Here is a 22983-nt window from a genome sequence, read left to right on the forward strand (position 1 = left end):
ATTTTGGTATATGTAAATAATATTATTATCTATAATTATTCGATTTATTACAGGAGTGATGACTTTTGATTCAAATTGATGATGCTGGTAGTGGTAGTCTAGTTGGTGGCACATGTATTGGAGCCACTCGTATTGAAACCAATGAATATTATTATGAAATTATTCCCATAAAATTTTATAATAAAGAATACTTCAAAGAAAAAAAATATCTTGAGTATGTTATAACTATAGTAAAAAGATTATTTGCTACCCTAAACGTTGATAAAAATGAATCTATATTAGTATGTCGGGGTTATATGTTTGACCTATTAAGAAAATGGTTTAAAGATAAAGAATATAACTTTAAAAGTGTAAAAATTGTAGATCCATTGCAGACTAAAATAGAAAACACCTTTGAAGAATATATTATATCTTTAGGTCTTCCCAAAAATTATATTAGATACACCAAATACCCCTTTCATTTCCATACTTTACTTAAATGGGTCTATTCAGACTATGAAAATAGAACTAAATTGTGTAAAAAAGGATGGAAAAGTTGGTCTAAATATGGTTACTTAGAAACATCAATATCATATGATTATATAAAAAAGTCTAACTATATCTGTTTAAAGTGTGGCAAATCCATAAAAGATAACTCCAAAATTAAAATATTAAAGTATACTAGTAATCGACCTACAAAAATATATTTACATCATTATTGTTAAAACTAAGAGGTACAGATTAAAATCTATACCTCTTTTACTTTATTTAAACAGGGTATGTTTTGTCTTCTTTGTCTAAAAGAGAATTATCTATTTTATACTTCTCTGCCTGTCTATATTGAAAGTATTTTATAGCCACTTGTGGGAATAGGGCATAAGATAAAACATCCTCATCCTGTTCTATATATTCTTTTATTTCATTTTTATAGTTTTGAAGTTGAGGTTCTAATAAATCTGCTGGCCTACCTGTATATACCTCATCATTTCCTATTATTTTTTCTTTTATTTCTTTAGATATCTCCACTGTAGGCTTACCATATAAACCCTTAACATAATTCTTTATCTCAGAGGGTACCATTTTATACCTTTCACCTAATATAACATTAAATACCGATTGAGTCCCTACCATTTGACTCATTGGGGTTACTAATGGAGGATACCCTAAGTCTTCTCTAACCTTAGGCACTTCTTCTAACACCTTTTCAAACTTATCTATTGATCCCTGTTTTTCAAGTTGGGATACTAAATTTGATAACATACCTCCAGGAACTTGATATATTAAAGTCTTAGCATTTACACCTAGTACCTTTGGATTTAGAATACCAGACTTCATATATTTTTCTTTTATAGGTCTAAAATATTCTGCTATTTCATTTAATAAGTTCAAATCTAAACCTGTATCATATGGGGATTTCTGTAGTGAAGCCACCATAGGCTCTGTAGCCGGTTGACTTGTACCATTACCAAATGGAGATAGAGCAGTATCTATAATATCAATACCTGCTTCAACTGCCTTCATATACATTTGATTTGCTATTCCACTTGTAAAGTGGGAGTGCATTTCAATAGGTACCTTAACATTAGCTTTTAACTCCTTAACTAACTCTTCTGCTTCATAGGGTAATAAAATACCTGCCATATCTTTTATACAAATAGAATCGGCCCCTTCTTTTTCCATTTCCTTTGCTAGGTTTACGTAATAATTAATATTATGTACAGGACTTACAGTATATGATATTGCTGTTTGAGCATGCCCTCCAGCTTTTTTAGTAGCCCTTATTGAAGTTCTTAGATTTCTAACATCATTTAATGCATCAAATATTCTAATTATGTCAATTCCATTTTCAACAGATTTTTTCACAAACTCCTCTACAACATCATCTGGGTAATTTTTATACCCTAAAAGATTTTGGCCCCTTAATAACATTTGTAACTTTGTATTTTTAACTTTCTTACGAATTTTCCTAAGTCTTTCCCATGGATCTTCATTTAAAAAACGTAAGCATGCATCAAAAGTTGCTCCCCCCCAAACTTCAAGGGCATGGTATCCCACTTTGTCCAATTTTTCTAATATAGGTAACATTTCTTCAGTTTTCATTCTTGTTGCAATTAAAGACTGATGACCATCCCTTAATATTGTTTCTGTTATTTTTACATTAGCCATTTAATAACCTCCTAATTTTTCTTTTCAACCCCAAGTAAAATTGGTGGTTTGTTTTTTTGATTTATGAAATTAAATTTTAATACATTAAATTCTTTTTGGTCAATATTACTTAAAAACTTCAATACCTCTTTTTTTTCATCTTCTCCACCTTCATGGCCATAATATAACACTACCAATAGTATTCCATTATTATTTAGTAACGATAACCCCTGTTTTATTGCAGATATTGTAGTGTCAGGTTTTGTAATAATACTATGGTCTCCCTTTGGTAAATATCCCAGATTAAATATTAGTAAATCTACTTTCTCTTTAATATAATCAAACATTTTTTCATGTCCATCTTTAATTAATTTGACCCTATTTAATAATTTATTTTCCACTAATCTATCACGGGTGTTATCTATAGCTTTCTGCTGAACATCAAATCCATAAACTTTTCCACATTTTCCCACTTTAGAAGCTAAATAAAGGGTATCATAACCATTTCCAACTGTTCCATCTACAACTACATCCCCTTCTTTAACTTTTAAATCTATAATATGTTTTGCAATTTCAGTAGCTTTTATAAAATATCTAGCTTGCAAAAGAATCTCTCCTTATTTACAACATTTTTTTGAAAAAAAGTCTGGTAAATCACATATTAATATTTTATTATTTTTTGTACTATTGGATACATTAAAATCTATCTTTTCTTCATTTGTTTCCATAAACCCTTTTTTTAGTAAATATTCACTATATCCTAAGAAATATATTTGAAGCAAACCTTTTCTTAAACAATAGTTAAACGTAGCTCTTATTAGTCCATCTCCAAGGTCTTTTCCTCTAAACTTTTCTTTTATTATTATATAGTCTAAAGTACCAAAGTCATTGTAGCTGGATATGCCACAAACCCCATTAATTTCATTATTATCTTTAATTATATATATTACATCGCTATTAGAGTTTGAGTATAAACCCTTTTCTATTATTTCTAAAACTTCTTTGGTGTCCTCATTTTTCATTTTTCTACTTATTATCATTTATATCCCCCAAATACATGTTAAAATCAATTACATTATATTAAAAAAAGCAATATTTTGAAAGGTAAAAAGAAAAAAACGTTATAAAGATTTATAACGTTTTTTTCTTTTTTAAATAATCTACTTCCTTTTCTGTTAGTTTTCTCCATTTACCCACTTCTAAATTTCCCAGTTCAATTGTCCCTATAGCTACTCTTTTCAATGTTACAACGGGATGACCTATTTCTTTACACATTTTTCTAACCTGCCTGTTTCTACCTTCATGAATTTTTATTTCAACTAAAGATTTATTGTTAAATTTTCTTAAAATTTTAATGCTAGCTTTTGATGTTTTATATCCATCAATAATAAGTCCATTTTCAAATCTATTAATTTCTTCTTGGGTAGGAACCCCCTTAACCTTTGAAACATATGTTTTATTTACTTCATGCTTAGGGTGGGTAAGTTTATATGTCAGATCTCCATCATTGGTTAATATTAATAATCCTGATGTGTCATAGTCTAGTCTCCCAACAGGATAAATCCTTTGATTTACCCCCTCTATTAGGTCTATAACCGTTGGTCTATTAAATTGATCCGATACTGTTGTAACATATCCTGTGGGTTTATTTAATAATATATAAACTTTTTCCTCTTCTAAAAATATTTTTTTATCATCCACAGAAACCGTGTCTTTATTAATATCTACCTTGTACCCTAGTTCATTTATTATTTTGTTATTTACTTTAACCCTATTGTCTAAAATAATTTTTTCAGATTTACGTCTAGATGCTATTCCACATTTAGCCATATACTTTTGTAATCTCACAATATCCCTTCCTTTAGCCTTTGTTTCTTGTCTCGTATATACTATAATATATAATTTTTAAAAGACTATATATATAGTTTATAATAGTTTTTCATTATATATATCTAGTAAATTCATCCTATTTATTTTATTACCTATTTCTTTTATATCAATAGTATATAATCCTAATTCTTTCATTCTATTAAAATAAAGGGAGCCAGCAAATGTATACCTTTTCTTAAGAGCTTCTCTACTCTTAATTTCTTCATTAGCATATGCTATTATATCACCTATTGCTAAATTTCTAGGAAGCTCTAATAAAGGTATTCCTAAACTTAACCTAACACTATTGTGACCAGCTAAGGATCCCGTTGAAATTGCTTCAGTGTGTCCCACAAATAGACCCGATTTTTCTCCTGCACATAACAAATTATCTACACCTTTAACCTTCATAGAATTATTTCTAGGGGCTATGGATAAATACCTAACAGAGTTTCCGATACCTCCTGAATAAGGATCTTCATATCTTGCATTTTCTAACCCCTTTATCTTTCTTAGCTTTTCTAGGGGATAGAAGGGAGTCATTAGTTTAGCATGCCCTGTATCTAAGAGAATTATATTTTCTGCAAATTCCTTTAGAGAATATTGTTGACAAACTTTCATATCTAATTTTTCCATTTTTATATCTTCCTTAGGTACTGGCAGTATTACGACCCCATCTCTATCCAATTTCTTTCTTATTTCTTCACTTAATGAGTCCTTATTTAATTTACAAGAACCACTAAATGCTCCATAGGACTCATCTCCCCGTTGTCCCAGTATGTCTTCAACTCCAGCTCTTTTACTAATGCTTATTCTGGGTCCAAAAGAAGGACATCTTAAAATACACATTGAACATCCATTACCATATTTCAAACAATTTCCCATAGGCCCAGTTGAACCTGTAGTTTCTATATAAACATCTCCCTTTATAGTTGAACCGTCTGCTAAAATTATACCTTCTATTCTATTCTTTTTAACTATAACATCATTGGCTCTGGCTTTCAACCTAATATCTATACCATTATTTAAAAGTAATTTTCTTACCATAGGTTCCACCTTAGTTACATCATATAAAGAAGCATGTTTATGTCCAGGGAAATCTATATCTTTATGTCTAGAAGCATTATCAGTTATTTCAAACAATTCTCCTGCTCCAAGATAGGTATTTTCTTCCGCGGCAGTATATCTACCGTTATTTCTCATTATTCCCCCAACATTACCCAATCCAATCAACATATCCGTTTTTTCAATTAATGTAACTGAGGCCCCTGCCTTTTTAGCGGTTAATGCGGCCGCACAACCAGACCATCCGCCTCCAATTATTACTACTCTAGTCAATTGAAATCCTCCCTTCAATAACTTCTCTAACATCCAATTGTGTTTTACATGTTTTAACTAAAGATCCATCTTTCAAACGAACTGTACACGAGCCACATACCCCTTCTCCGCAACATATATCATTATTATTTGTAGCTGTTAAATATGGATCTATATTAAGATCATCAAGAATTTTTATTATGGAATCATGTAACAGGTCTGAACCGCCACTATAAACCAAACTGGTTTCCTGACTATTTAATATGTCCTTTACCAATTGTTTTTCCTTTAGTGAATCCAAATTTGTTTCTATTATTTTTATATCTAACCCTTTTATATAATCTTTGATAAATATTTTTTCTACCCTACCTTTATCTACTATTAACGTAATCTTATTTCCATTTTTAATTAACTTTTTCATAACTAATACCGATGGTGCTTGAGCAATTCCTTTGGTTACAATAAGGCAATGACTATTTTTCACAGCCTTTAAATACTTTATTCCAAACAATCCATTCCAATAGGGTCCCCTTACCATTAATTTCCCTGTAGCTAAATCTAACTTTTTTGTTTTAGTACCTACAATTTGATAAGCTATATAAATATAACCATTTATTTCATCGGTATCCATTATTGACATTGGAACATCATAATATGTCTCATCACTAATATTTCTTAAAAATACATATGCACCGGGTTCTTTAAGTTGACGTGCTAATGTTTTTGTCACTTTTAGTTTTACTATTTTACATTGATCATTAATATCTATTTTATCCTCAATATTTGTTATAAACTTTTCTCTACCATTCTTACTTTTATTCCCGTTCATCACATATTCTTGATATACACAGACCCCTTTCCAATGACAATCGCAAAATTCTTTTCCTTGTAAATGGGAGCAAGTTATACAATCATTGGTATCAGCTAAATAACAAGGACAAAATTCACTACCCACATCTACACAATCTAATTTATTATGTTTCAAAAAATGCTCCTCCCTTCGATTAAAAATTCCCTTATAATATTAAAATATTTTTAATACCATTTTTTTGTTACAAAAGTTTGTAAATAGAAACAAAGGCAACTTCGGCGCTTCTTTGTTCAGTGCAGAGTGCAAGGTGCAGAGAGCAGGGAATTGGTGATCCTATAAGGGATGCTCACCTAATTTTTTATAAAAAAATTAATTTTTATATGCAACAAAAAAACGGCTTTCGCCGTTTAAAATATATTTTTAATATAATCCATTATTTTATCGAAGGTTCCTTTTTCTTTAATATCTCTATTTGTCAATAGTGGGGCACTACCTATAAGATTTCCATTTAAATATGCTTCTATCTTTCCAATCTTTTGACCTTTAGATACGGGTGCATTGAGATTTTCAGGTGATTTTATTATTGTTTTAATCTTTCCCTTCTCACCATCTGTTAATGGAATAATAAAATCTTTTCCTGCTACAATAGGCACATAACCTTTTTTTCCATTACATATAGGAATACTTCTTATATATTGATCTTGGCTGTATATCACCATAGGTGTATAATTTTTAAATCCATAATCAAAAAGATTATAACAATCATTAAACCAAGAATAGTCATTTAGTACCACAGCTATTAACTGCATATTATCTTTAGTGGCACTGGAGACTAAACACCTTCCTGCTACCCTTGTATAGCCTATTTTTACACCGTCCCCTCCACCATACTGCCATAGGGTCTTATTTTTATTATAAAAATATTTATTCTTTTCCCTATTTGAAACCCATAACTTAGTTTTACATATATCCCTAAATTTCTTATTTTTCATTGCTGCCCTTGTAATAAGAGCTAAATCATATGCTGTGGTGTAATGGTTATTATTATGGAGTCCGTGGGGATTAGTAAAATTAGTTTTATATGCGCCTATTTTCTTAGCCTTTTTATTCATCATTTTAATAAAATTATCCACAGATCCCCCTATATGGTTAGCTATGGCCACTGCTGAATCATTACCCGATCTAAGCATTAATCCATATAACAAATCCTCTAAAGAGATTTTCTCTCTTTTATATAAATAAATACTGGATCCCTCAACTCCAACACTATTTTTATCTATCTTAACTATATCATCTAAATTACCATTCTCTAAAGCAACTAAAGCAGTCATAATTTTTGTAGTACTGGCCATTGGTAATTTTTTATTTATATTATTTTTATACAATATTCTTCCTGAATTTCTTTCCATCAATATTCCACTGGCACCTGATATATTAGGACTTTTAGCATATACAGGAACAGATAATATTAAAATCATTGATATAATAATTAGATAACAGTTAAATTTTTTCAATACATTCAATATAATCACTCCATTTTTCATCATCATTATTAGTATGGCATACTCCAATTCTTTCATACAAGAAATTAAAGGAAACATAAAATTTTGATAATAAAAATAGAAAGCAGTCTTTTCTGCTTCCTATTTTTATTCTTCTTCATCTTCATCTTTATTCTCAGTATTTTCTTTGTTCTTTTTCTTATTTTTTTTATTATTTATCATACTTTGGAGTCCACTAGTAAACTTAGGTATAGTTTCTAATACATTGGATAGAATATTAGATCCCTGATCCACAGGCAATAATTTCATTTGTCCATGACCAACAACTATAAAGGCAACAGGTTGCACCGATACCCCCGCTCCACTTCCTCCTGCAAAGGGATATTTGCTTTTAGATTCCTCTTGATTAGGATCATCTTCTATTTTCCTTTTGCCATTATACTCACCACCACCTGCTGCAAAGCCAAAGGAAACCTTAGAGATTGGAATTATTACAAGTCCATCGGGGGTCTCAACCGGATCCCCAACAATCGTGTTTACATCTACCATATCCTTTATACTTTCCATTGATGTTTCCATTAAACTCTCTATAGGATGATTAGACATCTTTAACACCACCTTTTAATATTGCTTTTAAAACTTTAATCCCTGCAATAATAATATAAACTAATCTCATCTTAATTATACAGTCAAAATCAATATCAAACGTTTTTTTATTAAATTCTGGTATCACATTTATTTTAGGGTTTTTTATCTCTTTATCTTTTAAAAAAAAACTAAAAAATAAACCTTTTATTGACCATATACCACCTGAGACCACTGCAGTTAATGCAGCATCCCCAAGACCTAATCTAGTTTCCCAAAACATCTTAGTTATACTTATACTGTCATTTATATAGTAAATGGCATCGGAAAATTTCTCATGGTACTCTTTAATCTTTTCTATTTTTTCTATAATATTTTCCAAAGTTATAATATCTTTTTTTGAAGATACATTTTTTTCCTTTTTACCCGATTCAAACTTTTCTAATATTTTAAATGCTAACCCATCTTCCATATTAACTGTTTCTATAAATGGTAATTTTACCTTGATATTTATTAATCCTTTGATAAACATAAATCTTATTTCTATATTGTCATCCTTCTCTTGCTTACATATCTTTAGATTTATATAGAAGGGTAGAAATAAAAGTAGAAAAATTAATATAATAATAACACCAATAACTACCAATAAAGTCATCTCCTATGATTTTAATACTCCCGATAGTTATTTTTCCCAAAAAAAGAAAAAATAACACAAGTTTTATGTGTTATTTTCTTCTCCTGTAATGTCTTCTAAGTCTTCATCTATTTTTTCTATCTCTTTAATCTCAGGTAATTGGTCTAAACATGTAAGACCAAAATGTTTTAAAAAGTTATCTGTAGTTCCGTAAAGTTTAGGCCTTCCTGTTTTATCTAGACGACCTACTTCTTTGACTAAATTCTTCTCAATTAATGTACTTATTGACTTGTCACATTTAACCCCTCTGATTTCCTCGACTTCTATTCTAGTAATAGGTTGTTTATAGGCTATTATTGATAGGGTTTCTAATGCAGCATTTGACAGCTGTTTATCTTTTTTAGGAGTACACAATTTACTTATAAAATCAAAATGTTCTGACCTTGTACTTAGTTGATAACTATTATCTATCTGTATTATCTGTATCCCCCTTCTATAGTAATTAAACTCGTTAATCATTTCATCTAGTACTTCTTTCAAATATTTTTTATCTAAATCTAAAACCGTAGATATTTCTTTTATTTCTAAAGGTTCTCCCCATACAAACAATAGTGCTTCAATCACTGATTTAACTTCTCTTTTATCCATAATATTCACCTCAACTACTTGTCCTCGGTTCTTTTATGCTGATTAAAATACTGTCAAAATTATTTTCTTGGACTATATTTATTTTCTTCTGCTTTATTAATTCCAATATTGCTAAAAAAGTAACAACTATTTCTACTTTATTAAATTTATCTTGAAATAATTTTTTAAACTCGATTTCCCTTTTCTTGTTCAATGTATTTAAAAGATTTTTCATCCCCTGCTCTATAGTTATTTCATCTCGTTCTATAGTTGCTATATTGAGTGTTTTATTATCTTTTTTCTTTTCTTCTATTATTTTTACCATAGCATCAATTATATCATCTAAATTAACATTTTCTAATTTTATCTCGTCTTTTTCAACAAACATTTCTATTTCTTCTTTAGGCTTATAATATACTTTTTGTTGAGCTTTTTCCTTAGTTTTTAATTCCTCAGCAACATTTTTATATTTTTTATACTCTATCAGTCTTCTAATTAATTCTTCCCTTGGATCAACTTCTTCCATCTGTAACTGTTCTCCATCATCTTTCTTCATCTTAGGTAAGAGCATTCTTGACTTGATTTCCAGTAATGTTGCAACCATTAATAGAAATTCACTTGTTACATCTAAATCTAATTCCTTCATTTTTTCTATATATGAAATATATTGTTCAGTGATTTCAGCGATAGGAATATCATATATATCAATTTCCGATTTTTCTATAAGATGATATAACAAATCAAAGGGTCCTTCGAAAGACTCTAATATAACTTTATATCCCATTATTACAACTCCTGTCTTATATTGTAATTCACTTAATTATAAAAAATATCTACCTATGTTATCTATTATATCAAGTCCAAAATTAACCAATGGCCAAAGAATCTCATCTATGGTGTTAGTAATAACAAGTATAATTAATATCAAGTAAAGGTATCTCTCATATCTATACACCTTCATCTCATATTTTGTAGGTAATAAGCTTGCCACAATCTTAGAACCATCTAAAGGTGGAAAGGGCAAAAGATTAAATATTCCCAGTACAATATTATATATTATAGCAGATATAAGTACTTGATTCATTATACTATTAATAAATTGATATTTAATTAATAATACCCTTAACACACTAAAAGATATAGCTAAAATAAAATTCATAAGTGGTCCTGCGAAAGATGTAATAATCATACCTTTCTTTCGATTTTTAAAATAGCTAGGATTAATTGGAACGGGCTTTGCCCATCCAAAGCGAGCAAATATTAATAATAAAAGTCCTATTATATCCACATGTTTTATTGGATTTAATGTTAATCTACCACTTTCTTTAGCAGTTGGATCTCCTAACTTATATGCTGCATATCCATGGGCCAACTCGTGAAATGTCATAGCTATTAGTAATCCTGGAAGTGCTATTAATATTTCATAAATATTAAAGTTCAATTTTTAGTCACCTACACTTTCTCCTGTATTATGTAAAACAAAAATCATCATCATATATAAGTATATATAATAATCACCAAAAAATAAATACTAGATACATTTTATAATTTTATTAATAAAATTACAAATGTATCTAGTAAATAATGAAATATTTAATTTATAACATACTTTTTAAAGATTTTCTTAAATATGAAAAATACCGATGCTTTATTAACTTCTCTATCTGTTAATAAACTTGTTCTTCCCATTTCTTTTCCGTCTATGGAGTATATTATCTCTCCCACCTTAGCATTTTTTTCTAAAGGAGCTTGTAACTTATCAGGTAATATAATTTTTTTATCTATATTTTTAGATTGTCCTTTCTTAAGTAATAAGCTTAAATTTTTTTCTATAACTATATTTACTTGTTCTATTTCTCCCTTATCCACATCCATTTTTCTTATTATAGAACCTTTTTTGGCTATTTGTAAAGAATCATAGTTGGCAAAACCATAATCTAATAATTTTTTAGTTTCATTAAATCTTATTGTACTCGTTTCACTTCCTAATACAACACTGATTAATTTTAGATTTCCCCTTTTAGCAGATGCGGCTAGGCAGTGTCCCGCTTTACTTGTATATCCTGTTTTAAGTCCATTGATTCCTTTATATTTATTTATTAGACGATTGGTGTTTGTTAATTGTTGGGTTACATCCTTTTCCTTACCAACCTTTATGCTACTCATCCAAAGAGTCAACCAATTGTGGATTTTAGGGTGCTTAAGTAACTCTTTAGCCATTAAACTAATATCGTAGGCAGTTGTATAATGATTTTCATGGGGAAGTCCTGTAATATTCATAAAGTTAGTATTATTCATTCCCAATTCCTTAGCTCTAGTGTTCATCATTTTTACAAATAACTCTTCACTTCCTGCTATATACTCTCCTAGAGCCACTGCACAGTCATTGGCAGAACGCAAAGATATAGCCCTAATCAAATGTTCCACTTTCTGAGTTTCTCCCTCTTCTAAGTATACTTGACTTCCACCCATCCCAGCAGCATTTTCACTTACTACAACTTCATCTTGAAGAGTTATACGATTTTCATCAAGGGACTCCATAGTTAATAATAAAAGCATTATCTTAGTTATACTGGCTGGAGGTAATTTTTCATTAATATTCTTTTCATATATTATCTCTCCAGACTCTGCATCTATTAATATAGCAGATTTAGCTTTTACATCGAAGGCTTCTTCGGCATAACTAAAACTTGTTATAAAAGCCAACAATAATGTTATTACTAAAGTTATAGAAACTATTTTTTTTCTCATGTCGCTCCTCCTTATCTGTTTTATAACTTTAGGTTATCCTCTTTTATTGTATGTTATGCAAAATAAAGGAGTAAAAAGATTATAATCTTTTTACTCCTTTATTATCAACTATACCGTATATTAACTTTGGTTTTTTATCATTGTTTGCTTTTACATCTATTATTTTCTTTAAACTAAAACTGACTTTTTCCCCAGTGTTTATATCGTTACTATGAATATAAGCTAGTACATCACCTTTATTAACCTTATCTCCTACCTTTTTATTTAGGATAATTCCAGCCGATAAATCTAAAATACTATCCTTAGTTTCCCTACCAGCCCCAAGGGATAATGCACATTTGCCTACTTTTTCAGCATTAATCGAAGTTATATATCCTTCCTTTTCACTTTCAACTTCTATTATATGTTCTGCCTTTGGTAATAATTCGGGGTTTTTGACATATTCAACATCTCCCCCCTGGGCCTCTACAAACTCCAATAATTTCTCATATGCTTTTCCGTTTTCTATAACCTCTACTAGCATCTTTCTTCCCTCTTCAATATTATCCACAATATTCCCAAGTAATAATAGCCTTGAACCTAGGGTTAAACAAAGTTCAACTAAATCTTTGGGACCTCTATTTTGTAAAGTTTCTATTGCTTCTTTAACCTCGATAGCATTCCCAACTGCATAGCCTAATGGTTCATTCATATTCGATAAAACAGCTACAGTATTTCTATCCATGCTATTACCTATATCAACCATTTCCTCCGCCAATAAAAATGCATCATCAAGATTCTTCATAAAAGCTCCACTACCAACTTTAACATCTAATACAATTGCATTGGAACCAGATGCTAATTTTTTACTCATTACACTACTTGCTATTAAAGAAGTATTATCTACAGTAGCTGTTACATCCCTAAGGGCATATAATTTTTTATCCGCTGGAGCTATGTTAGCTGTCTGACTACATACAGCAAGGTTTATATTGTTAACATTTCCTATAAAGTCTTCCCTTTTAAGAGCTATTTTAAAGTTCTTAATTGATTCTAATTTATCTAGTGTACCACCGGTATGACCTAGTCCCCTTCCAGACATTTTAGCCACAGGTAAACCACAAGCCGCAACCATTGGACCTAAAACCAGGGTAGTTTTATCTCCAACTCCACCGGTACTATGTTTATCAACTTTTATTCCCTTTATAGCTGATAAATCAATAGTTTCACCAGAATTCAACATTGCTTTAGTCAAATCCACAGTTTCCCGTTTATTCATTTTTCGAAAGAAAATAGCCATAAGTAAGGCTGAAACTTGATAATCTGGTATTTTACCATCGGTATAGCCCTTAACAAAAAAATCTATTTCTTCCTTTGTTAATTCATGACCTTCTCTCTTTTTTTCAATAATATCATACATTCTCACTATAAACTCACCTCAGCAATAATTCCTTTAACTAGTTTTATAAATTTAGGTCTTGTTTCAGCAGCTACTTTTACCACCTCTTCATGACTTATAGATTCTATTTCATCGGCTATAGCCATATCTGTTACACAAGAAATTCCTAATACATCTAAACCTGCATGATTTGCCACTATAACTTCTGGTACTGTAGACATTCCTATAGTATCTCCACCTATTTTTCTTAACATTCTAAGCTCTGCCTTTGAAAAATAATATGGTCCACTTATTGATGCATATACACCACTTTTAACTTCAATATTAAGTTTTTTGGCAGTATCCTTCGCAAGAATTCTTAAATCTTTATCATAGGCATTTGACATATCCGGGAATCTCGGTCCCAATTCATCATGGTTTTTACCCATAAGAGGATTGTCCCCTGTAAAATTAATATGATCATCAATTATCATCAATGCACCTGGATACAGTTCTTTATTCATTCCTCCACAAGCATTAGTTACCAAAAGTTTATCTATTCCCAAAGCCTTCATTACTCTTACCGGGAATGTAACCTCTTGCATAGTATATCCTTCATAATAATGGAATCTCCCTTTCATCGCAATAACTTTTTTACCTTCTAGTGTCCCCATTACTAACTTACCTTCATGTCCCTCCACAGTAGATACAGGGAAATTAGGTATCTCTTCGTAATTTATTATTATTGGATTCTCTATTTCATCAGCAAGGGTTCCTAGACCGGATCCCAGGATTAGTCCTAAATCAGGTTTGAAATCTGTTTTAGTTTTTATATAATCCCTTGCTTCTTTAATTTTTATTAATAAATTGTCCATATTCATCCTCCTAGCTATATATTTTTAACTATCTCTCTAACTAATTTAATAAATTGCTCCCTTACCCTTTCAGAAGTTTCTATTACTTCTTTATGGTCTAAAGGTTGCTCTAATATTCCTGATGCCATATTTGTTATACAAGAAATTCCTAAAACATCTATATTTCCGTGATTTGCTACAATAACTTCTGGAACCGTGGACATTCCAACTGCATCTCCCCCTAAAAATCTTGCCATCTTAACCTCAGAAGGAGTTTCATATGATGGTCCTGGCATAAACATATATGTACCCTCTTTCAGTTTTATACCTATATTTTTAGCTGATTTTCTTCCAATTTCTATTAGCTCATTGCTATAGGCATTTGACATATCTGGAAATCTTGGTCCTAACTCATCATGATTTTTTCCAATAAGAGGATTATCAAAGGCAAAATTAATATGATCCTCAATAAGCATTAAGTCTCCTGGCTCAAAGGATTCATTTGCCCCTCCAGCTGCATTCGTTACAATGATCTTACTAACACCAAGGGCTTTCATAACTCTTACTGGAAAAGTCACTTCTTCTAAAGTATATCCTTCATAATAGTGAAATCTTCCCTGCATTGCTATAACATTTTTCCCATTTAATTTGCCGATTACTAATTGTCCTTTATGACCTTTTACCGTGGAAACTGGAAAATTAGGTATGTCACTATATTTTATCCTAATATCTTCTTCTATTTCCTCTGCTAAAGGTCCTAAGCCAGACCCTAGTATCATACCAATGTCTGGTTTAATATTAATCCTTTCCTTTATAAAATCCCTACTAGTATTTATTTTATCCAATAAATTCATCTAATATCTCCTTTCTATTTTGATTCCTTCTCTTTATTTTTGAAACTATAAGACTAGGGGAAAGTTTTTTATTATTTTATCTATTCCCCAAGTTAAATATGTATTTAGCCTCTACAGTTTATATTGTTATTATACCCATAAACTCCATGGTTTTAATAAAAAATCAAACCCACCTACTTAGGTGGGTTAGGCCCTTGGATGAGCCTTTTTATAAACATCCTTAATTTTACTCTCAACTATTTGAGTGTATATCTGAGTAGTAGATATATCCGAATGCCCTAGCATTTCTTGGACTGACTTTAGATCTGCCCCATTCTGAATTAAATGTACCGCGAAGGAATGTCTTAAAGTATGGGGTGTTATTTTTTTATTTATATTAGCTTTTTTAGTATAGGATTTTATTATTTTCCAAAATCCCTGTCTAGTTAATCTTTTACCATGATAATTAACAAATAGGGCACTTTCAATATTATTTTTTATAAATGAATTTCTATGATTACTAACATAATCCCTCAACATCTCAATGGCCATTTTACCTATAGGTATTATTCTTTCATTTGTACTTTCCCTAGAGCACATAATAAATCCCATATCAAGATTTATATCTTCCATATCAAGTTTGATTAATTCAGATACCCTTATTCCAGCTGCATATAACAACTCCAACATAGCACGATCTCTAACTCCCTTTGGACTATTTATATCAGGTTGTTCTAATAATATTTCCACTTCTTTTAAAGTTAAAATATTAGGTAACTTTTTCTCCTGCTTAGGGGATTGCAAATTAATAGTTGGATCTTTAGACACCTTACCTATATTTAATAAAAATTGGTAAAAAGATCTTATGGAAGCCAAACTCCTAGATATGGTAGAAGCTGCTCTTCCTTTCTTCTGAAGATACATTAAATATGTGATAATGGCTGTTTTATTTACTTGATCTATACTATCATAATCATTTTCCTTAATGTATTCTTTAAATTGCCTTAAATCTCTGTTATAAGACTCTAGAGTATTTTCTGATAAACCTTTTTCGTCTTCTAAATAAACAATAAAATCTTGTATCATATTCATATCAATTATTTCCCCTTCTATTTTCCTCTAGAGTATACAATTCAACAAAAAAATCAAAAATCCTTCAATTTATTTCATTTTTATATCCCAAAATAAAAATATATCATTTTTTTTAAGTAATATAAAATATTTTTATTATATAAATTATGTGACAAAACTAACTTGGAATTACCTTTAGGCATATCTGTCATGTCTTTCAACTCTAAAGTATTTAATAAATTATTTATCAAATTGGGTAATATCAATCCAATTATAAGTAAAACAATAAATATTCTAACAAATAAAAAAAATATATTAATTTTTCCATTCATATTATCACCGATTATGTTATATATCCTGATGTTAACTTCATAAATATAGGTGTAATATAAGCTTCAAAAAAACTACCAATGCAAAGTAACACTGTTATCATCAATATGGTCAATGTATATTGAAGAACTATATTTAAGTAATTATAGGTTACTTTCTTTTTAATTTTATTTTTTAACATAGTTAATGAAAATTTCATAGAAATAACCGAAATTATTATCAATCCCGGTATTATAAAAATATTCTGAGGAAATACAGCAAGAGCTGAAAATAGAAACCCCTTTATTCCCAGTTGTTCTATTAAAAATCCCACCGTAAAACCTATTACAAAACCTCTTAATATTAGTATTAAGAGCACAATAGGTAGTCCTATTACTATGATACCTAAAAACCACATCAAGGCTATGGTTTGTATATTATTTAATAAAGATTGTTTTAATAAAGTTAAACTACTTATGGCATCTTGATCTAATATTTTAAAAAAAGAATTCAAAAAACCTATTAAGCTATCTTTTTGTCCTTCATTTAGAACCTTTATTGTAATAGCCCCCGTTGAAATTCCTATCATAATAAATAAAATTGAAATTAAATATAGTATTGTGTTACTCTTCAAATGTTCTTCAAAATGTTTCTTTAGATTTATAAGCAAGATTATCCCCCTTCCATAGAATCTCTTATAAAATTCTATGGAAAATCGGGGGATTTTATTACCATTAATTTTGTATATTTATAATTCTTCTTTTAAAATTTCTTTTAACTTTAATAATCCAATGATAGTCTTACTATCTGCAATTTCTCCATTGTTAATCTTTTCCATTAAATCTTCCAATTTCATTTTTACTATATCAATGTATTCATCATTTTCTGGTTCAGCCACACCTTTTTTTAATTTACGAGCTAGAAATAAATGCATTTTTTCATTAGAATAGCCGGGGGAAGTATAAAATTCTAACAGAAATTTCACCTCTGAAGCTGTAACCCCTGTTTCTTCCTTTAATTCTCTTATAGCACATCTAGTTGGGTCTTCACCTTTTTCTAAGCTACCTGCCGGTATCTCTAAGGATTCATCTTCTATGGCCTTTCTAAATTGTTTTACTAATATTATTTCTCCCTCTTCAGTTATCGGTATGATTGCTACTGCTCCAGGATGCTCTACGATCTCTCTTTTAGTGTATTTTTTATCCGGTAATTCAACAGTATCTAATCTAAGATTTAAAACCTTACCTTCATAGATCTTTTCACTTTTCATTGTTTTTTCTTCATAAGTCATAAAAATAACCTCCTAAATGGAATAAACATGGACAAACTATCATAGTATAGACTATAGCTACTACATTTAATTATACAATTCTTTATAAGTTTGTAAAGTCTATTTAAGGGGGACATTATTATGTATATTCATTTATCAACCAATAAATTAGTTCTAATAGGAAAAGCTAAAGATATATTTCCTCTCATATCTAATTTATCAAAAAAGTATACTACATTGCAAGATTATAAATACAATATTAAAAAAAATCACATACATAACTAGCAACGGCCCCTATGGAAGTAAAGAAGTCTTTATCATCATCATAGTATCTTCCCATAGTCGTAACATCCAGGTCAAAATGCTCTAAAGCTTTTTTTATTTCTTCGCCTTTTCTATATAGTATATTATGTTTATTTAATATATTTGTGTTTTTAATTTGATTTTTTATAAATTTATTTTTATCATCACTTAGTTTAGGTAAAACTAAATTGGTCCTTGAACATATTATTTTATTTAATACGGTAATGGTATGATGACTTATACCCTTATGTCTTGTTCTTTTATCAGCAAAACTTATTCTAGGAATTATATACCCTTGACCATCTAATTTATTGACTCCATCTAATATATACCCCTGTTCAATTCCAGTGAAACCATATTTAGTTCCAGTACCAACTATACCAGGTCCCATAGTAACTATAACTATATCACTATTAAGGACTTCTTTTGCACATATTAAACCAGTATATATATTTACACATTCAAAATCCCCCCCAAAGGCATGACCTATAGTTATAGTATTATTAATTATACCCTTTTTCTTAAGTTCTTTTACAATAAAACTAAATTTAATTGGCAATGCTCCTCCATCAGTCATAATATAATTAATTTTTAGATTTGGTTTTAAAAACTTTATTATAGCTGCAGTTGGAGCCAACATACTATGTAAAGACCCCACTAATACTTTTAAACCATCAAGACTTTTAAAAGAATTGATTTTTTCATGAAATTTACTCCCCTGTTCTTCTGAAACTAAAGTTCTCAGTTGATATGGAGTATATCTTAACTTCATTATATGTCCTTGTCCATAATTTTTTCTTTCCTTGATGCTTTTGTTATTCATTACAAAGTGATACCCCCCAGATCCGAGGGATAGATCCATTGCAGTTGTATTAACCGTAACTATATCTCCTACATTTATTTTTCCAATAATATTGTTATAACTAATCACCTTTGACTTTACACCTTTTATATTGACTTCACCAATGGTAATGTCATCATCCTTATCTATTATTCTTTCTATAGCTGTTTCTTTATAATTAAGCAAGATATCACTCCCCCTATTATTTTCCCAAATCATCTAAATACTTTAATACCTTATTATTTTCTATTATCCTACTATAAGAATAGAACTCAGATAAAATATGAAGAACTATTAAAAATAGGCAGTAAATAACCTTATATCGTAAAGACATGGTATAAGCACAATATACTCCTAGAGTAAATCCTAAAGAATTTGAACCAACATCTCCAAGCATCCCTTTGCCCCTTAAGTCCAAGGGTAAATATATAAGTGTTATTCCTATGGCTAAAAATATTATAATTTCAAACTCAAATCCTTCTGATGTATATAATAATAAGAGAGCTGCTACCAGAAAAGTTTTTATAGCTCTTCCCGGTCTTAGATCAAACAGATTAATTAAATTAGTAAATAAGGATATTAAAATAAGATCAGTAACTAACTCTATAATACTATTATATATATAGAGAGAAATCACCAGTGCAGATATTCCTCCAACTATTGCTTTTAATCCCCCAGTAGTTAAAGTTCCATTTAATAATGAGGTTATGTGACCTTTAAAACCTTTGATATCTTTACTTCCTATTAAATCATCTATTATACCAATAAAAGCCATTAAAACTAAAAACATAATATATATATTAATTATACTATCTCTAATATCTAATAAGTTTCCAAATAAATAACATAAAAAAAATTGATTCAAAACAAAAATAATACCTAATCCTATTGGAACCTCTCTATTTTTGTAGTTTTTCTGAACACAGCCATTATCTAATAAACATTTATAAATAAAGGGGAGGGTTAATAATGTTATAATCATTGCACTTATTAGTGCTATAAAATTTATTAACAAATTTTATTCACCTCTATATATTAATACCATTAAAGTTTTTAAAATATTTATAAACTGCTTTCCCCTATGTATAAATCCTGATATGTTTCTTTCTGTTTCCCTATGGGTCATATTTACATCTATTTCATCTATCTTATAACCCTCTCTCAATGCAGAAACTGTCATTGCTATTTCAACCCCGTATTTATTGGGTATGTACTTAATATTTTTAATTGCATCTTTTTTATATACCCTCTGTCCACATAGGCTACAGTTTAGTTTGTGTTTTGTCAGAGTAAATACACCATATTTGGCAAGAGCTTTAACTAAGCCAAATCCACCCCTTTTTTTAGGTTTACCAAATCTACCTATGGCTATATCAGTATAACCTGCTTTAACAGGTATTATTAATTTTTTTATATCATAGCTTGTTACTCCTATATCTCCATCCACTAGAACTAATAAATCAAAATCAATTGCCTTTAATGCTTTTTTTATAGCATATCCTTTGCCATAATTTTTATTTAACTTGATTAATTTCACATCCATTTTTTCTACCAAGTTAATTGTTTCATCTGTTGAACCATCATCAACTACTACTATGCTATCAATTAAGTTAGTTTTTTTTAATCCTTTTATTGTATCTTCTATATATAATTCTTCATTATAAGTTGGTATTACACAAACGATTTTATTATTTTCCATAATATATCCCTACTATCTAAAACTTAATTTGTTAAAATCAATCATAAATTTGCTAGAGTTAGTTTTAATATCTAAGTTTTCTTTATAATCTTCAATTATTAAAATTAATGCCGTCTTACCTATTACAGAATCTATATTATCTATAGTTATTATTTTGTTTTTTTTATAAAAATCTATATATGAATTAACAACTTCTTTTTTTTCTACCCCTACAATAGGTAAATTTATTCTGTTAAAACAGTCTATAATTTTTTTATTTGTATTATTAAAGATTTCATTATCTTTTATTTTACTGCCACCGGCAATTATTATGTAATCTACAGAGCCCGACTCTGCTAAATTTATATTAGCTAATTCATTATTGTTTAAATACTTTATCATAGAATTATCTTTCCTACCCATAATTTCTTTTACTACAATATCAACTGTCTTTTCTATTAATTCTTCATTAGAGATATCTTTCCTATTATTGTCATAAAAATAATTTTTTAAAATAGATGTTTTTTTGAAAAAACTATCGGTAAAAACTACAGATGAAACTATATTAGCATTTGCAACGTCTAATGTTTGGTAAACTTCGGAATAATCATAATTATCATTGATTTGTATTATTGCCAAATCTAGACCTTTTAATCTATTTTTTATCAAATAAGGAAAAAAGGTTTCACTAAATTCTTTATATTTTTCCCTTTCATCTATACTTTCTTGAATTTGAACTGTAAGATTTTTATTTTCATTTTTTAGCTCTTTAAATTTACTTTCTAATTCGTATACTATATTCTGTCTCTCAGCTGCTAAAATTTCTTGAGCATCAAACATAAACCCAATAAATATGCCTATACCCAGTGCTAAAAATATAGAAACCACAGTTAAAATATAATATTTTATGTTTATTCCCAAAAAATCACCCCTTATGTTCCTAATAATAATTTAAATCTTATTTCTATTAATTTTAATAGTTCCTGCATCGGTGGAAACATCAAGCTAACAATAATTATGGGTAATAATGCTGCTATTCCCAAGCCCACCATATACTTTATTTTTAAATTGCCTTTGTATAATTTACTTACTCCTTTAGCATCAATAAGTTTTTCTCCTACTTTTAATCTAACCAAAAATGTACTGGCCATACCTTTTCTTCCCTTTTCGAGAAAATCAATCATACTATTGTGGGTTCCCACTGCAACAATTAAATCTGGATTTTTTGAATATGCTAATAGTAAAGCAATATCTTCACTGGTCCCTGGTGAAGAAAAGACCTCTGTCTTAAGATTTAACTGTTTAATTCTCTTAAGTCCAGGGGCATAACCATCTGTATAAGCATGAACTATTATTTCCTTTGCCGATTTTAAACATCTATTACTTACACTATCCATATCTCCAATTACTATGTCCGGTTTGTATCCAAACTCTAGGATAGCATCTGCACCACCATCTACTCCTATTAACACAGGCTTAACTTCATCTATATACATTTTTATAGCTCCTAAATCCCTTTTATAGTTACTTCCTCTAACCACAACTAAAACATGTTTATTTTTTATCCTAGTATTTATCTTAGGAATATCAACTTTTCCTATTACTAAATCTTTTTCCCGTTTCGCATATAATAAAGTATTTTCAATAAACTTATCTAATTCTATTTCCATATTTAAATAAGCCTTATTTAACTCTTTATTTATGTCTTTTTTACTTAATAGCTTACATTTATAAAAATAATTATCATCCACTATTAATTTATCCCCTGATAGATTAACTAAATCCCCTTCTTTTACTTGATCAAAAATTAATTTATTATTACATTCAAAAATAGGAATATTAGCCTCTAATAATAACAATGGCCCCCTATTGGGATATTTACCACTAATTGTTTTTTCAGTGTTTATAACACATTTAACCTTAGACTCAATCAAAGACATAGCCGCTATCTCATCTAGATCCCTATGATTTATCAATGCTATATCACCAGATTTTAATCTAGAAATCAAATTTTTAGTTTTTTTATCCTTTTTCAATACTCCTTTAATTATCATTATTATCCTCCATATTGTGTTATATAGTTATTATTCGCTAATTTCAATAAATAATTCAATATACCATATATAGAGTAGGAGGTAGATAATTAATTTATCTACCGGCCTCTCACACCACCGTACGTACCGTTCGGTATACGGCGGTTCACTAAGACAATCTGAATTTTTCATACTGTGAAGATAAACTTGTAAA

At 29.3% G+C, this 22983-nt stretch carries 25 protein-coding genes; 1 reads left to right on the top strand and 24 read right to left on the bottom strand.

The annotated features are described in order from the left end of the window. Positions 1-65: 65 nt before the first annotated feature. Positions 66-704: a hypothetical protein gene (locus tag V6137_RS14490; protein ID WP_425448670.1), complete on the top strand. Its 639-nt coding sequence runs from the start codon at positions 66-68 to the stop codon at positions 702-704. Between the two features lie 43 nt (positions 705-747). Here V6137_RS14490 and V6137_RS14495 read toward each other — a convergent pair whose 3' ends face one another. The 24 genes from V6137_RS14495 to steA all read right to left on the bottom strand — a co-directional run bounded on the left by V6137_RS14495 (position 748) and on the right by steA (position 22790). After that, a complete protein-coding gene (locus tag V6137_RS14495; RefSeq protein ID WP_425448671.1) occupies positions 748-2145 on the bottom strand; it encodes an oxaloacetate decarboxylase subunit alpha in 1398 nt (465 codons plus the stop codon). A gap of 11 nt (positions 2146-2156) precedes the next feature. After that, positions 2157-2729: a tRNA 5-(aminomethyl)-2-thiouridylate-methyltransferase MnmM gene (gene mnmM, locus V6137_RS14500; RefSeq protein ID WP_425448672.1), complete on the bottom strand. Its 573-nt coding sequence runs from the start codon at positions 2727-2729 to the stop codon at positions 2157-2159. A 12-nt stretch (positions 2730-2741) separates the two neighbouring features. Beyond that, positions 2742-3164 carry a GNAT family N-acetyltransferase gene (locus tag V6137_RS14505; protein ID WP_425448673.1) on the bottom strand — a complete coding sequence of 141 codons (423 nt, stop codon included), beginning with the start codon at positions 3162-3164 and terminating at the stop codon, positions 2742-2744. A gap of 91 nt (positions 3165-3255) precedes the next feature. Continuing rightward, on the bottom strand, positions 3256-3972 hold the full coding sequence (locus tag V6137_RS14510; RefSeq protein ID WP_425448674.1) for a pseudouridine synthase: 717 nt from the start codon (positions 3970-3972) through the stop codon (positions 3256-3258). Between the two features lie 78 nt (positions 3973-4050). Continuing rightward, entirely contained in the window at positions 4051-5331 is a 1281-nt protein-coding gene (locus V6137_RS14515; RefSeq protein WP_425448675.1) for an FAD-dependent oxidoreductase, read from the bottom strand. Further along, a complete protein-coding gene (locus tag V6137_RS14520) occupies positions 5324-6295 on the bottom strand; it encodes a sulfide/dihydroorotate dehydrogenase-like FAD/NAD-binding protein (protein ID WP_425448676.1) in 972 nt (323 codons plus the stop codon). Before V6137_RS14520 ends, V6137_RS14515 begins: the two co-directional genes overlap by 8 nt. Before the next feature lie 233 nt (positions 6296-6528). Continuing rightward, the gene (locus tag V6137_RS14525) at positions 6529-7701 is read right to left on the bottom strand and encodes a D-alanyl-D-alanine carboxypeptidase family protein (protein WP_425448677.1); all 1173 of its coding nucleotides are present in this window, start codon (positions 7699-7701) and stop codon (positions 6529-6531) included. Positions 7702-7770: 69 nt separating this feature from the next. Then, a complete protein-coding gene (gene ytfJ / locus V6137_RS14530; RefSeq protein WP_425448678.1) occupies positions 7771-8229 on the bottom strand; it encodes a GerW family sporulation protein in 459 nt (152 codons plus the stop codon). After that, entirely contained in the window at positions 8222-8854 is a 633-nt protein-coding gene (locus V6137_RS14535; RefSeq protein WP_425448679.1) for a DUF2953 domain-containing protein, read from the bottom strand. The genes ytfJ and V6137_RS14535 overlap by 8 nt, the downstream gene beginning before the upstream one ends. A 72-nt stretch (positions 8855-8926) precedes the next feature. Further along, the gene (scpB, locus tag V6137_RS14540; RefSeq protein WP_425448680.1) at positions 8927-9490 is read right to left on the bottom strand and encodes an SMC-Scp complex subunit ScpB; all 564 of its coding nucleotides are present in this window, start codon (positions 9488-9490) and stop codon (positions 8927-8929) included. 10 nt (positions 9491-9500) lie between these two features. Further along, positions 9501-10253 (bottom strand): segregation and condensation protein A, encoded by a 753-nt coding sequence (locus V6137_RS14545; RefSeq protein ID WP_425448681.1) that lies wholly within the window; start codon positions 10251-10253, stop codon positions 9501-9503. A gap of 36 nt (positions 10254-10289) precedes the next feature. Then, entirely contained in the window at positions 10290-10910 is a 621-nt protein-coding gene (locus tag V6137_RS14550; RefSeq protein WP_425448682.1) for a site-2 protease family protein, read from the bottom strand. A 152-nt stretch (positions 10911-11062) separates the two neighbouring features. Beyond that, a complete protein-coding gene (locus tag V6137_RS14555) occupies positions 11063-12220 on the bottom strand; it encodes a D-alanyl-D-alanine carboxypeptidase family protein (protein ID WP_425448683.1) in 1158 nt (385 codons plus the stop codon). Between the two features lie 79 nt (positions 12221-12299). Next, a complete protein-coding gene (locus V6137_RS14560; protein WP_425448684.1) occupies positions 12300-13625 on the bottom strand; it encodes a pyrimidine-nucleoside phosphorylase in 1326 nt (441 codons plus the stop codon). Continuing rightward, positions 13625-14452: a purine-nucleoside phosphorylase gene (locus V6137_RS14565; protein ID WP_425448685.1), complete on the bottom strand. Its 828-nt coding sequence runs from the start codon at positions 14450-14452 to the stop codon at positions 13625-13627. Before V6137_RS14565 ends, V6137_RS14560 begins: the two co-directional genes overlap by 1 nt. Positions 14453-14466: 14 nt before the next feature. After that, entirely contained in the window at positions 14467-15285 is an 819-nt protein-coding gene (locus tag V6137_RS14570) for a purine-nucleoside phosphorylase (RefSeq protein WP_425448686.1), read from the bottom strand. A gap of 186 nt (positions 15286-15471) precedes the next feature. After that, positions 15472-16356: a site-specific tyrosine recombinase XerD gene (gene xerD / locus V6137_RS14575; RefSeq protein ID WP_425448687.1), complete on the bottom strand. Its 885-nt coding sequence runs from the start codon at positions 16354-16356 to the stop codon at positions 15472-15474. 322 nt (positions 16357-16678) lie between these two features. Further along, on the bottom strand, positions 16679-17314 hold the full coding sequence (spoIIM, locus tag V6137_RS14580) for a stage II sporulation protein M (protein WP_425448688.1): 636 nt from the start codon (positions 17312-17314) through the stop codon (positions 16679-16681). 78 nt (positions 17315-17392) lie between these two features. Further along, entirely contained in the window at positions 17393-17935 is a 543-nt protein-coding gene (locus V6137_RS14585) for an NUDIX hydrolase (RefSeq protein WP_425448689.1), read from the bottom strand. A 238-nt stretch (positions 17936-18173) separates the two neighbouring features. After that, entirely contained in the window at positions 18174-19244 is a 1071-nt protein-coding gene (locus V6137_RS14590) for a DUF3866 family protein (RefSeq protein WP_425448690.1), read from the bottom strand. A 16-nt stretch (positions 19245-19260) separates the two neighbouring features. Then, positions 19261-20073, bottom strand: coding sequence for an MraY family glycosyltransferase (locus V6137_RS14595; protein WP_425448691.1), 813 nt, complete (start codon positions 20071-20073; stop codon positions 19261-19263). A gap of 3 nt (positions 20074-20076) precedes the next feature. Beyond that, positions 20077-20757 (bottom strand): glycosyltransferase family 2 protein, encoded by a 681-nt coding sequence (locus V6137_RS14600; RefSeq protein ID WP_425448692.1) that lies wholly within the window; start codon positions 20755-20757, stop codon positions 20077-20079. A gap of 12 nt (positions 20758-20769) precedes the next feature. Further along, positions 20770-21657, bottom strand: coding sequence for a copper transporter (locus V6137_RS14605; RefSeq protein WP_425448693.1), 888 nt, complete (start codon positions 21655-21657; stop codon positions 20770-20772). 11 nt (positions 21658-21668) lie between these two features. Next, positions 21669-22790 carry a putative cytokinetic ring protein SteA gene (steA, locus tag V6137_RS14610; protein WP_425448694.1) on the bottom strand — a complete coding sequence of 374 codons (1122 nt, stop codon included), beginning with the start codon at positions 22788-22790 and terminating at the stop codon, positions 21669-21671. Positions 22791-22983: the final 193 nt, after the last annotated feature.

The organism is Dethiothermospora halolimnae, from assembly GCF_037577855.1.
In the GTDB taxonomy this organism is placed as follows: Bacteria; Bacillota; Clostridia; order Tissierellales; family VENL01; genus Dethiothermospora; species Dethiothermospora halolimnae.

What these genes read in the sequence shown, in the direction of transcription:
- V6137_RS14495 (WP_425448671.1), bottom strand. Translation starts at nt 2,145, where the DNA reads ATGGCTAATGTAAAAATAACAGAAACAATATTAAGGGATGGTCATCAG.
- V6137_RS14505 (WP_425448673.1), bottom strand. Translation starts at nt 3,164, where the DNA reads ATGATAATAAGTAGAAAAATGAAAAATGAGGACACCAAAGAAGTTTTA.
- V6137_RS14525 (WP_425448677.1), bottom strand. Translation starts at nt 7,701, where the DNA reads ATGAAAGAATTGGAGTATGCCATACTAATAATGATGATGAAAAATGGA.
- ytfJ (WP_425448678.1), bottom strand. Translation starts at nt 8,229, where the DNA reads ATGTCTAATCATCCTATAGAGAGTTTAATGGAAACATCAATGGAAAGT.
- scpB (WP_425448680.1), bottom strand. Translation starts at nt 9,490, where the DNA reads ATGGATAAAAGAGAAGTTAAATCAGTGATTGAAGCACTATTGTTTGTA.
- V6137_RS14545 (WP_425448681.1), bottom strand. Translation starts at nt 10,253, where the DNA reads ATGGGATATAAAGTTATATTAGAGTCTTTCGAAGGACCCTTTGATTTG.
- V6137_RS14555 (WP_425448683.1), bottom strand. Translation starts at nt 12,220, where the DNA reads ATGAGAAAAAAAATAGTTTCTATAACTTTAGTAATAACATTATTGTTG.
- V6137_RS14565 (WP_425448685.1), bottom strand. Translation starts at nt 14,452, where the DNA reads ATGGACAATTTATTAATAAAAATTAAAGAAGCAAGGGATTATATAAAA.
- V6137_RS14570 (WP_425448686.1), bottom strand. Translation starts at nt 15,285, where the DNA reads ATGAATTTATTGGATAAAATAAATACTAGTAGGGATTTTATAAAGGAA.
- xerD (WP_425448687.1), bottom strand. Translation starts at nt 16,356, where the DNA reads ATGAATATGATACAAGATTTTATTGTTTATTTAGAAGACGAAAAAGGT.
- V6137_RS14585 (WP_425448689.1), bottom strand. Translation starts at nt 17,935, where the DNA reads ATGACTTATGAAGAAAAAACAATGAAAAGTGAAAAGATCTATGAAGGT.
- V6137_RS14600 (WP_425448692.1), bottom strand. Translation starts at nt 20,757, where the DNA reads ATGGAAAATAATAAAATCGTTTGTGTAATACCAACTTATAATGAAGAA.
- steA (WP_425448694.1), bottom strand. Translation starts at nt 22,790, where the DNA reads ATGATAATTAAAGGAGTATTGAAAAAGGATAAAAAAACTAAAAATTTG.